Genomic DNA, 11880 nt, shown 5'->3' on the forward strand with positions numbered 1-11880 from the left:
CTACGAGCTTGCCTACTTCCCAACCAGCACTTGCGATTTTCTTTGCTTGACAAGCTGTTGATGCTCACGATCGAGCACCTGAGAGGCTAAATCAGGCATTTCTTGCCAACAGTGGGTACAAAACCAATACACTCCACCTTGTCGAACATGGCGTAATAATTTCTCAGCGCAGCAAGGACATTCAGCCATGATTTTTAACCTAACTTTTGTTAAAGAATGAATCGGACAATACACTTTGTAAAACCGTCTTTCAGTCCTCACGTTCACCTTAGCCGAGTCCGGGGATCAGCAACAAGCGGGAATTCCCCCATCTTTTGGGTGGTAAACTAATCAATTTTGTAAAGTAGGTCACAAAGCGTAGAAGTTTTGGATTTGCAACCTTAAAAAGTTGAGTTGACGAGAAACTTCTTGATTAGCAATCTATTAGAAACTTGTGAGTTTCTTGTGAGGATTCCTGATAGCTTGCTCTAGCCTTTTAACCTCACCTCTGTCTTTAGAAAGATAACGGGTCTGTCTTGAGAAAGATGACGAGCAACCTACCCTGTTCAAGCGGCCCCTTATAATGCAATTCCTTTTGAATGTTCCACAAGTTGAGTGAAAACGATCGATGGCTTCTTATCTAATTCGTTCTGATGACTGGCAAACGATTCTTTTGCGACTGGGATTGGCGCTGCTTTTGGGCGGAGCGATCGGCTGGAACCGTCAACGAAATCGCAAATCGGCTGGTCTGCGAACTCACATGCTCGTCAGTCTAGGAGCGGCGCTGTTTACGTTGATCCCGGCGGGGTTTTCGATGTCGGCAGATGGGGTGAGCCGAGTCATTCAGGGGGTCGCGACGGGGGTTGGCTTTTTGGGCGCAGGCGAAATTTTGCATCTGTCTCGGCAAGATCGCTCCAGTCCCACGGTTAAGGGGCTGACTTCGGCCGCTTCGATCTGGGTGACGGCTGCTCTGGGTATCGTGTCGGGCTGTGGCTGGTGGCAGCTTGCAATCAGTGGAACGGTTCTCACCCTACTGACGCTCGGCGGGGTCAAAAAGTTAGAGGAAGCCTCCTTTATTCGAGCCGATGAAGACAGCGACCAGTAACGGTTTTTCACTTTTATCTCGGCAGACTGATTGAGTTCTGAATGTGCTGGTAGAGGCTGGACGTGGATAATAGAAAGTTGGAAGCGCACAGGTAAAGAATGACCGGGCTGAGCGATCGCTCATCTGCCCCCTGACAGCCGATTTTGTAAATAGATCAACTAGATCAACCGTAGTCCTGGGTTGTTAGGAGTGGAGCATGGGTCACGAAATTTCGACAAATCGCCAATTTGGAATGGGAACTCCTCGATTTGACTCCTGGATCGATCGCGGCTGGCTGATTGGGCTATTTGTGGCGGCGGTGGTGCTGTTTGGGGTCAGTTTGGGAAATTTGCCCTTGCGCGATTGGGACGAAGGCATTGTGGCTCAAGTGGCACGAGAAATGGCTCGATCGCCCTTTGGCTCTGAAAATTGGATCTATCCCAAAGAACTGACGGGCAATCCCTATTTCAACAAACCGCCTCTAGTCCATTGGCTGATGGCGCTGCTCTACTCGATCGCGGGCGTAAATGAATGGACTTCTCGACTGCCGGGAGCCATGCTGACTGCCTGTTCTGTGCCATTGATGTATTGGATGGGGCGAGAACTGTTTTTTCAGCGATCGGCGGCTGTCTTTACCGCTCTGGTTTACCTGACTTCGCTGCCTGTAGTGCGTCACGGGCGGTTGGCAATGTTGGATGGGGCAGTGCTGTGTTTCTTTGTGTGGCTGATGGCCTGTCTGCTGCGATCGCGGCGAGATTTGCGCTGGGGGTTGGGGGTGGGGGTCGGCTTTGGGCTGCTGTTTTTGACGAAAGGAATCTTGGCTATTTTGCTGGGAGCGATCGCGCTGATTTTTCTCATTTGGGACACGCCTCGCCTGATCACGTCTCGCTATCTCTGGTGTGGCATTTTACTAGGGGTGGCTCCGGTTGCGCTCTGGTATTACGCCCAATGGGAGCAATATCGCCAAATTTTTGTAGACGCGCACTTGTTAAATCAGTCTGCCAAGCGAGTCTGGGAAACGGTTGGCCCCAATCGCGGGCCAGTGTGGTACTACCTGGTCGAGTTGCTTAAATGGGTGCCCTGGCTGGTCTTTTTGCCGTCAGGATTTCGGCTGGCCTGGGACAATCGCACGCTGAGTTGGGCAAAGTTGGCGCTGCTGTGGAGTGTGATTTATTTTGTGACCATCTCAGTCATGAAAACCAAGCTGCCCTGGTATGTGTTGCCGATGTATCCTGCGCTGTCGCTAGTGGTAGGTGCCCAACTGAGCCGCCTGTGGCATCCTTTGACGACGGAGATTTTTCAAGTTCGCCCGATCGCTCAGTCCCGGTTGTGGTGTGGTGTGTTTGTGCTGTTGGCGGGGGTAGCGGGGGTGGGTAGCGCTTACTATTTCAAGGTTGATTTTCAGCCTGATTTACAACTGGTGTTTTTGACGCTGGCTTTGACGCTGGCAATTACGGCGATTTTGATCAGTCGCCAGGATACGCAGTTTATCTCAGTGCTGCTGTGGGGAACATATCTAACGCTGCTGGTGTTGATGATGTCTGATCATTGGGTCTGGGAGTTGTCAGAAGCTTATCCGGTGCGGCCCGTAGCCGATATGATTCGCAAAGCAACTCCACCGGGGCAGGTTGTCTATACGTCTTATGCTTTCAATCGTCCGTCATTGAATTTTTATAGCGATCGGGCGGTGATTCCCGCTTCTCCTCAAGAGCTTCAGCAGCATTGGAAAACTGACCCTCATCCTTACCAACTGCGACAACGGTCTGAGGTGACGTTATCTCCCCAAACTCAAGCCTGGATGGTGGAAGACTGGGTTTTGATCACGCGCAATCCGACGGCTCGATCGAAGGTCAAAACTAAGGTGCTCTCGAATTGACGTGAATTCGATGAATCTTTTTCGCTGCATTGTTTGATTCAAAATCCCTGACCTGTGGGAATCTAGGGAGCCGATCTATGCAGGGCAAACAGTTTCATCAAATTTACATCAAGGTCGCAAAAATATTTAATTGAGTTCCTCACTTTTTAAGGAGTTAGGGACGATCGCCAGGTATCTAGTACCGCAATTAAAAATTTGCAAGCAGCCTTTTATTTCTTCTGCACAAAGCGTCGATCGCAAGCCTCAAATCGCGCATTCAAACTTATAGGTAAAGCAATGACGTTTCGTTGGAAAGCCTTCAGACTTTGGACTTTGATTGCTTTGGGTCTGATTGTTGTCGGACTGGCCTTAATGGGAATTCCTGGGCTTTTGATCTCTACAGTTTGGGCGATATTGTTGAACACGATCTTACAGCGTCAAGCCATCCCAATTAGCAATGGCAATTTGTGGATTATGGGAATTTATTTATCGGTAATTGTGCCTGTGGGGTTGCCGTTGAGTTATGTGTTGACCAGCCGATTACACGGGTTACAAAATCTGAGTGCTCCTTTTAATCGACGAACCGTTCAAGTTATCTTGGCGACTATTGTGTGGTGGCTTTTGTGGTCAAGCATTTTAACCTGGCTTTTCTTTAGCTTTTGAGGAGTCGAGCGCGTTATGAATCGTCCTTTTATCGTTTGGGTTACACAGGCTCTGATGCTGATGATGTTGTTCATCATTCTGGTGAGTCTGGTTAAAAGCTTTTCTGCTTGCTCTCAACTAGAAGGCCATTGCTGGACTCTCAACTTTGGGCTTGAGGTGGCGCTGGTTGCTGGAATTTTTAGCGCGATCGCCCTTGGCTTTTGGGGATTGCAGCACAGAAAACTTTACGGCAGATGGATTGGTGTACTGGTTTTAGCAGGATTTACGGCCATTATTCTCAGCAGTGACAGCTCAAAAATGGCTTATCATTTCATCCTTCATGGAAGCAAAGATCTGCCCAAACTGTATCCCAAATCTTACTACAAAGATTTCCCTTTTAATCGGTGGTTTCCCACTCCAAAAAGTCTGATCGTAGATGTTTCCACAACGATTTTTCTGAATATTTTATCGATTGTAGCGACGCTCTATCTGGCGTTTTCTAAATCAATCAAAGCATTTTTTGTCTCTAAATAATGTTTTGGCTAAATGGCTGAATCTCGATCGCTGTTTGGTTTATGAAACGTCGCAATCAGTAAACAAACAATTCCCACATTGATGAAAATGTCTGCCCAATTGAAAATTGGAAAATTGATTAGACGGAAATCTAGAAAATCGACCACATGACCCAAAACGAAGCGATCGATGCCATTGCCCAACGCGCCACTCAAAATAAAACCGTAGCCCAACTGCTCCCATCGAATCATCCGCGGCCCAAACCACGCCAGCGCCATCAGCCCAATACTCACCGCCAACGACAGCCACCGCAGCCACAGACTGCCCTGAAATAAGCTAAACGCTGCTCCCTTATTGACCACGTAGGTAAAGTGAAAAACACCAGAAATTAAAGGAATTGACTGGCCGAGCGTCATCGTTTTGACAACCCACAATTTGGTCAATCGATCGAGCAGCAGACCCACGATCGCAGCAATCCAAAAGAAACGGTTTTTTAGCATCAAAGGCTGAGGAATTTTAAGGGTCGAGTGACAAAACTGCTCACTCCCAATCACTAGTAGAACATTGAGCGGCGCATCACAAACGCTAACACGGTCACCGCACAAACGACAGCAAACTGTCCCGGTAGTAAGTTGACCGAAAAATTGAGCAGCGACTTAAAGAAAGGCTGCTTGGCTGCATCGACCCAGTTGAGGGAGTAAGCCAAAATTAAGTAGACAATGCCCGTTAAGTGAACTGTCAGCAACCCGCACAGGCTACTAAAAGCTAACGATTCTAGTCGAGGTGGCGTTCTAAAGGCAAAGTAGCCACAAATCCAAGCGCCCGGAATAAAGCCAATTAGATAGCCAAAACTGGGTTCTTTGAGATAGCCCAGTCCGCCCCCCTGAGCAAAGACAGGAAAACCCACCAACCCCAGTGCCAGGTAAGCAATCTGAGAAATCACAGCCGCATTTTTGCCACCCAGACAGCCCACCAGCAAAACCGCCCCAATCTGATAGTTGACACCCAAAAAGTGCAGGGGCACCGTCTGCGAAGTCCACGTCCACGGCAACCCAGTAATCGAGGCTTTGAGAAGTGTGCCGCCGATCGTCAGCAGCAGCCCAATTAAAGCCCACAATAATTCAGTGACGGTAATCACGCGAACAGATCTATTCAAACGGCGAGGCTGCAATTTTGAGCGAGGAAACCGAGTCATGGTGGTAGGCATTGTATCACTGGAGAGAGATCAGAATTTCTGCATTATTCGATCGGCGATGTGCTGATAATCTTGATAAACAATGAGCGCCAGTTACAGAACTCCCATTCATCCCTCCTCGCGAATGCGGGGCAACGCCCTCCCTATCCCTCAAAATTTCCTGCCATGATGACCTCGATCGACTCCATCGCTAAAATTTATCACCAGTCGCTGCCAGATCTGCTGTTTGAGGCGCAAAAGACGCATCGAGCGCATCATGATCCACGCGCCATTCAGATGTGTACGTTGGGCAATATCAAGACGGGAGCGTGTCCCGAAGATTGTGGCTACTGTTCTCAGAGCGTGCATCATCAGACGGATTTGCAGCCAGAACCGTTGATGGAGATTGAGGCAGTCGTGACTGAGGCAAAAATGGCCAAAGCTGCCGGATCGACTCGCTTTTGTATGGGAGCGGCCTGGCGAGAAGTGCGAGATGGGGCCCCGTTCGATCGCGTGTTAGAAATGGTGCGTCAGGTCGCTGCGCTAGAAATGGAGGTTTGCTGTACGTTGGGAATGCTCAAACCCCATCAGGCAAAGCAGCTTAAAGAAGCGGGTCTGACAGCCTACAATCACAATTTGGACACGTCGCCCAGCTATTACAGCAAGGTGATCACGACGCGCACTTATCAAGATCGGTTAGAAACGATTCGCACCGTCAGCGAGGCAGGAATCTCGGTCTGCTGTGGTGGCATTTTGGGCATGGGTGAATCGACGCAAGATCGGTTAGGTTTTCTCGAAGCCCTGTGTAATCTTGACCCCGTTCCCGAATCGATTCCGATTAACTGTCTGATCCCCATTCCCGGAACGCCCTTAGAGAATGCGCCGCCTGTTGATCCGATCGACCTGGTGCGCGTCATTGCCACCACTCGAATTCTCTTTCCTAACTCAATGGTGCGGCTGACTGCGGGGCGAACCCAAATGAGCGATGAACTGCAAGCTTTGTGTTTTATGGCGGGTGCCAACTCGATTTTTACGGGGTCTGTGTTGTTGACGGCTCCCAATCCAGAGCGATCGCAGGATGAAGCGCTGCTCGATCGTCTGGGTATGATTCCTAAACCGCTTTAGAAGGTCAACTTTTCCGTTCTAACAAAATCACCAATCTGGAAACGCTTTCGGCGAGCGATCGGGCGGTATCTGCCTGCTGCTGGCTAACTCGCTTGAGGTCGTCAAATCCGGTTTCGACCAGTTCTCTGAGACTGTCCAAATTTCGGCTGTTGCGCTCGAAGCCTTGCTCGATGTTTTGGTTGGTGCGCTCGAAGCCCTGCTCGATGTTTTGAGCCGTACGATCGAAGCCTTGATCGATTCTTTCTGCTAATTCGGTAACAGCCTGCGCCATCATCCGAAGCTGGTATTGATTATTGATATCGGGTTCTTGAGTCATCATCATTCGCGAAATCACTGGCGCAATATTAACATTGAAGGTGGACTTTGGACTTTGAACAAAAAAATGTTTAATTTTCACGTCTTTAGTCTTTAGTCTCTGGTGGCTCGACAGTGAGCTTGGCGTAGTATTGTCGGGCTGCTATGGTAATGCCGATAAACGTCCATAGCACCATGCCAAAAGAACTGAGCATCACATTGTTGAGGCTGATTTGAGAAAACGTGGCGATCGCGATCGCTCTAGCAGTACTGGCAAATGCATCAAACTTCGCTTCCTGACTTTGAACTAGCGTTGCAATCAAGAGCAGCAAACCCCCTAAATAGGGCAACGTTCCCAGCCAGCCCAGGGTCAAGAGCATCGTCAGAATGCCGCTATCATTGCTGCCAATTACAGAACTTTGGATCGTGAAGCCCATGCCTTCTCCTGAGACGTTGGTGAGTGCCTGAGTGAGAAACTTGCTGTAGCCTTCTGCACGATCGGCATAACTGACATCTTCTTTACCTGCAAATAGGGTTTGTACCCGCGAACCGATTACAGTTGAGAACGGCTCGATGAACGTTAAGGGCAATACAAAAATCATCATGACTAAAATAGTCACAATCAAACGCATTTGTAGTTTTGGTTTCAGCGAAGGCAAAAAGACAACAATGCCAACGACCCAACTGAGCCACGCCGATCGAGCCAGTGACAATAAAAAAGATAAATACCCCACCGCAGAGGCAGGGAATCGAATCGGACTACGACTGGCAAATAAAATAAATAACCCTGCAACCATCACAGCGGCGAATGGCTGGGGCGAGTGCATCGTACTAAACGTTCTGATTCCTAGAGGGTTGGGCGTTCCAAAGACCTGAGTTGTTTGATTTTGCAGCCAGAAGCGATCCCACGGAGGCGCGACCAAAAACTGCACCACACCATAGGCACCCATCACAAATGCTCCCCAGACAAAAATGCGCTGAATCGTTTGCCGAATTTCTGGATAGCTGCGCCAGTTGGCGTATAAGTGAAACCCAAATACGACAGGAGTCAACCAGTTTAATAAAGGCACAATTACGGCGGTTGGTGAGTTATTAATCACACCTACTAGACACCCATAAATTACGCCCAGCACACAAAGCACAAAAGGCAACCCACTGCCCCGAATCGCTTTTGGAAGCTGTTTGGCAAACGTTAGGAGAGAGACGATCGTCACAAAAAACGGAGCCAACAACACTGGATTTGGATCAACCCATCCCGCCTGCTGATCGACCAAACGCCGCACAAACGCTGCCAAAAACCAAACCCACCAGGTAAAGCCAAGATACAAAAGGGGGTAGCGCAAATAGAGAAAGAGTCCGACGAATAAAGCCCCTAGTGGAAACGCCAGCCGCAACACTCCGCCAACGCGAATCAGAATGCAAAGGGCAGAGAACAGAGAAAAGCCAAGAATTGCCAGCCAAGCGGGGGCAGGTTTTAGAAGGGAAGGCATGGGGTTTGGGGGGGGTAATTCATTCGATCGTAGACCTGATATTCAATACACAATACAACTAATGTTTATATAGATAGGATCAGTAGATTCAAGAGATCACAAATAGAGAGTTTTAGTAGATCACTCGCGGATGATTCCCCTAGCTTCCCTGAAAAAGGGGAACCGAATTTTAAGTGAGTTTCTCGCGCTCTTAGATTTTAATCCTCCCCATATCGCTAACTTCACGAGTCTTTGCGATCGCTGCCTTGTAATAGCGCAGATTGTCTTGAGCAATTCGTGACCAACTGTAGTGTTGAGCCGTGTTGTAAGCATTGCGGCGTAGGCGATCCAGCAATGAGCGATCTTGAATTAACTGTTCCAAAGATTGCTCTAGCGCTTGACTGTCTCGACTAGGAACGACGATCGCATCTTTGCCATCCTGCACGATTTCTAATGGGCCGGGAGCAGCAGCGGTAATGGGGGCGAGTCCACAAGCCATCGCTTCGACAAGCGCAACGCCAAATCCTTCAGAAATGGTCGGAAAAAGTTTGATGTGATGTCCTTTGAGTAGTGCTGGCAGCGTGTTGTTTTGGTAAGAAGGGACGACTTTGACGCGATCGCGCACACCCAGATCAAAATCCGCATACACTTCATCGGCGGGGCATTCGGTACCTAACATGCTGACCTCGACGGTGGGATGACGGTTGAGAATCGCATTGAGAGCAGGCGTGCCATACTGGATGCCTTTGCGGATGATGTAGCTGCTTACTTGGGCAATCCGAATGGGCTGATCAGGGGGGGGAGTCGGTTCAAATGGGAGCCGTAGATAATCATCAGGAATGCCATTTGCAACGACGTGGGCCCGATCGGGATCAACGCCTAATTGATCAATTACATAGTGGCGATCTCGCTCGTTTAACAACAACACAACATCCGCACATTGCATTGAAGTCGCTGCTTCCCATAGTCGAATGCTGCCGCGATAAAGGGGATATTTCCAACTCAACTGTAGATTGCCGCGTCGAGCTTCTTCGAGATATTCCAGGTGTTCAATGTGTTCAAGTCCGTGGCAACGTGCGACTAATAGAGGACGACGCTTGTGGAGTTTGCTAATTAAAGTTGCCCAGATCCAGGCATCTCCCGTTGAAGCGTCTACGACATCGATTTCGTCCGCTAATTGTGAGATTTGATAGGCGACAAATGCTGGAAAAGTTGCAAATCTCAGGAGCCGATGGATCTGTTTAGGAACTTCGTTCAATGAGTAATATTGAACTTCATGCCCCAGTTTTTGATATTCCTGACCAAGCCGCCACGTCACACCCGCAGCCCCTGCATTTGGATTAAAGGGATAGTGACAAGTGAAGAGAGTTTTCATAAGTAATTCTTTGAACTGTAGGGTTCAGGCTTTTGTTTTAGACAGGGAAGATTGGACGAGTTCGGTTGTGAGATTGGGAGCGGCGATCGCGGCTTGAAAAAGCGCTTCTAACTTTGAAAAATGGGCTTTAGCATTAAACTTTTGCTCAACTAACTGACGACCTTTTGCCCCCATTCTTTGCCCCAGTTCTCTATTTTCGATCAAGTGTTGAATGCTTTGAGCTAAGGCAGAAAGATCACCCGGTTCGATCAGTAATCCATTTTCGCCAGGTGTTACCATTTCAGGAATTGCTGTGATATTGGTGGCCACAATCGGTAACCCTGCCGCCATTGCTTCTAGAAACACCCAACCAAACGGTTCTGCATACGTCGGCATCACGAATACATCAGCTTGATGGTAAAGATTGAGCCACTCAGACGTGTAGGCTTTAATATTTTTATAGATATGAATATTGGGATGGCTGACCTCAATTGGAGTTTGAGTAACCAGGTGAAGTTCGGCACGATCGCTAAACTTTTCTAAAAATACCTTGACCAGATCGTAGCCACCTTTCCGCTCAAAATCGCCGCCCACAAATAGGATGCTAAAAGTCTCACTAGAGCAACTTCTAACGTCAGCAACGGGAATTTTATCGACATCAACCCCTGGATAAATTACTGTGACTTTTTCGGGTGAAATGTTGTAGTCTTCGATCACCGATCGTCGGGCTGCTTCTGAGAAACTGACGATACTTTTTGCTGCTTCAAAGACTTGCTTGTCGAGACGAAAATTGGGGGCAAATGTCCATCTCAAACTCGGCTTAGTATATTCTCTGGAAGCTTGAGCAGCCGTGCGATCGAGACTAATGACCATCGGCATTTCTTTCATCAAATCGAGGCATAAATACGCAAGGGGCTGGGTATGAAAATGGAGAGCAGTATAGTGAGTTTCTGCCATTTTTCTTAACACCAACCGTCGCGCAAAATAGCCAAGACACATTTGAAATCGAAAGAGAAAAAAATCGGTATTCTGTTCTAATGTCCAGCGAGTTGGGGGAATGCGATAATGTCCGATCGCTCGGCTCATCAGACGGGTTCTCAGTTCTCGTTCGTCGTTGTGCCAATAGAAGTCGATCGGGCAAGATTGGCTTAGAGATTCTCGCATCAAGCGCCCGTAGGTGAGATGTCCGATAAAGCCTTCTACGATCGAGAGCATACGAGGGGATTGAGGCATTTTGGAGGGATGAGGGATGAGGGATGAGGGATGAAATAATCTGTTGAAATTAGGCGGCGATCTTGGATTTTTGGGCGACTTTGAGCAGGGTGGTCTCGAAGTTTTCGACGAGTTTTTCTAGACCAAAATGTTTGAGTACATGGTCTCGATATCGCACGCCTAGTTCAGGTTCTTGTGATCGCCAATCCAATATTTTGGTCAGACACCTTGCGAGATCTTTTTCATCATTGGGTGTGAATAATCCGCGCTCAAATTCACCTGTTAAGGCTTCGATCGTGCCTCCGATGCGGCTACCTACGATCGGCGTTCCACAGGACATTGATTCTAGAATGACTCTGGCAAAAGGTTCTGGCCAGGTGCTGCACAAAACATTGACATCGCTGATTTGATAAAGGGGTACGGGATTTTTTAATAGTCCTAAAAACTTCACCTGCTCTCCAACCCCTGAATCGATCGCTAATTGTTCTAATGACTGTTGATATTTTGCACCCGCTTCGGGACATTCTCTGCCTTTTTCGGGATCATAGTGAACGACGGGTTTTCCGGCTAGCAAAAGGTGAGGGGTGATTCCTTGCTGGTGCAATATACCTAATGCTTTGATGAGTGATTCGATGCCTTTTGATTCGTCAATTCTGCCGACGTAGGAGATAACGCGATCGTTTTCAGATAATCCCCATTCTTTTCTTAGGGCAGCGAAGTCTTCAGCAGGTTTGAATTTGTTGGGATCGGTGCCATTTTGAATGACCTCAATCTTCTCTTCTGCTAACCCAAACTTGACCCATTCCAGCTTAGTTTGGTGAGAAACTGCAATGAATTGATCAACGCCATTGAGTGCAACGCGACGCTGACGATTGAAATCACAGGGAGGAATCTGAAAGTAGCAGATAAAGGGAAGATGTTTTAACGATGACAATGCATAACCAAACACAGCAGAATGATACGCATTACAAAAAACCAGACTATCTTGATCAGCAGGAATTGTACCAATCCTGATCAAACTGCGAACAAACTTGAGAATATCGTCTACCTTACGGCGATCGAATCCAAATGTATCAATCTTGATCACATCCTGACAAAACTTGCGATACTCATCGACCAGGTTGCCGTCGCGCTCATAAAGCAGGCTGACTCGATGCCCTCGTTTGACCAATCCCCGCG

13 protein-coding genes are annotated in these 11880 nt (G+C 48.2%); 5 read left to right on the forward strand and 8 right to left on the reverse strand.

Annotation, left to right across the window (positions count from 1 at the left end; translation table 11 throughout):
• Positions 1-12: 12 nt before the first annotated feature.
• The gene (locus ACJ2PR_RS10315; RefSeq protein WP_446857667.1) at positions 13-189 is read right to left on the reverse strand and encodes a hypothetical protein; all 177 of its coding nucleotides are present in this window, start codon (positions 187-189) and stop codon (positions 13-15) included.
• Between the two features lie 418 nt (positions 190-607).
• Here ACJ2PR_RS10315 and ACJ2PR_RS10320 point away from each other — a divergent pair, with 418 nt between their 5' ends.
• From ACJ2PR_RS10320 to ACJ2PR_RS10335, 4 genes are all read left to right on the forward strand, one after another.
• Positions 608-1084 carry an MgtC/SapB family protein gene (locus tag ACJ2PR_RS10320; RefSeq protein ID WP_446876938.1) on the forward strand — a complete coding sequence of 159 codons (477 nt, stop codon included), beginning with the start codon at positions 608-610 and terminating at the stop codon, positions 1082-1084.
• 196 nt (positions 1085-1280) lie between these two features.
• Entirely contained in the window at positions 1281-2939 is a 1659-nt protein-coding gene (locus tag ACJ2PR_RS10325) for an ArnT family glycosyltransferase (protein WP_446876939.1), read from the forward strand.
• A 276-nt stretch (positions 2940-3215) separates the two neighbouring features.
• Entirely contained in the window at positions 3216-3581 is a 366-nt protein-coding gene (locus ACJ2PR_RS10330; RefSeq protein WP_446867248.1) for a hypothetical protein, read from the forward strand.
• Positions 3582-3596: 15 nt separating this feature from the next.
• Positions 3597-4094, forward strand: coding sequence for a hypothetical protein (locus ACJ2PR_RS10335; protein WP_446876940.1), 498 nt, complete (start codon positions 3597-3599; stop codon positions 4092-4094).
• A gap of 8 nt (positions 4095-4102) precedes the next feature.
• On the opposite strand, the gene lspA is transcribed toward ACJ2PR_RS10335, so the two are convergent.
• Positions 4103-4573 carry a signal peptidase II gene (gene lspA / locus ACJ2PR_RS10340; RefSeq protein ID WP_446857672.1) on the reverse strand — a complete coding sequence of 157 codons (471 nt, stop codon included), beginning with the start codon at positions 4571-4573 and terminating at the stop codon, positions 4103-4105.
• 53 nt (positions 4574-4626) lie between these two features.
• Complete coding sequence (locus ACJ2PR_RS10345; protein ID WP_446876941.1) at positions 4627-5280, reverse strand: biotin transporter BioY; 654 nt, start codon at positions 5278-5280, stop codon at positions 4627-4629.
• A gap of 153 nt (positions 5281-5433) precedes the next feature.
• Here ACJ2PR_RS10345 and bioB point away from each other — a divergent pair, with 153 nt between their 5' ends.
• Positions 5434-6372, forward strand: a complete 939-nt coding sequence (bioB, locus tag ACJ2PR_RS10350) for a biotin synthase BioB (protein WP_446876942.1) — start codon at positions 5434-5436, stop codon at positions 6370-6372.
• A 4-nt stretch (positions 6373-6376) separates the two neighbouring features.
• Here the strand turns inward: bioB and ACJ2PR_RS10355 are convergent, their stop codons facing one another.
• From ACJ2PR_RS10355 to ACJ2PR_RS10375, 5 genes are all read right to left on the reverse strand, one after another.
• Complete coding sequence (locus ACJ2PR_RS10355; RefSeq protein ID WP_446876943.1) at positions 6377-6769, reverse strand: hypothetical protein; 393 nt, start codon at positions 6767-6769, stop codon at positions 6377-6379.
• 4 nt (positions 6770-6773) lie between these two features.
• On the reverse strand, positions 6774-8156 hold the full coding sequence (locus tag ACJ2PR_RS10360) for an O-antigen ligase domain-containing protein (protein ID WP_446876944.1): 1383 nt from the start codon (positions 8154-8156) through the stop codon (positions 6774-6776).
• A gap of 190 nt (positions 8157-8346) precedes the next feature.
• Positions 8347-9510 (reverse strand): glycosyltransferase family 4 protein, encoded by a 1164-nt coding sequence (locus ACJ2PR_RS10365; protein ID WP_446876945.1) that lies wholly within the window; start codon positions 9508-9510, stop codon positions 8347-8349.
• Positions 9511-9534: 24 nt separating this feature from the next.
• A complete protein-coding gene (locus ACJ2PR_RS10370; RefSeq protein ID WP_446876946.1) occupies positions 9535-10722 on the reverse strand; it encodes a glycosyltransferase family 4 protein in 1188 nt (395 codons plus the stop codon).
• Between the two features lie 49 nt (positions 10723-10771).
• Positions 10772-11880 (reverse strand): glycosyltransferase family 4 protein (locus ACJ2PR_RS10375; protein ID WP_446876947.1); only part of this gene is annotated, 1109 nt, incomplete at its 5' end.

This window comes from Phormidesmis sp. 146-33, assembly GCF_052939515.1.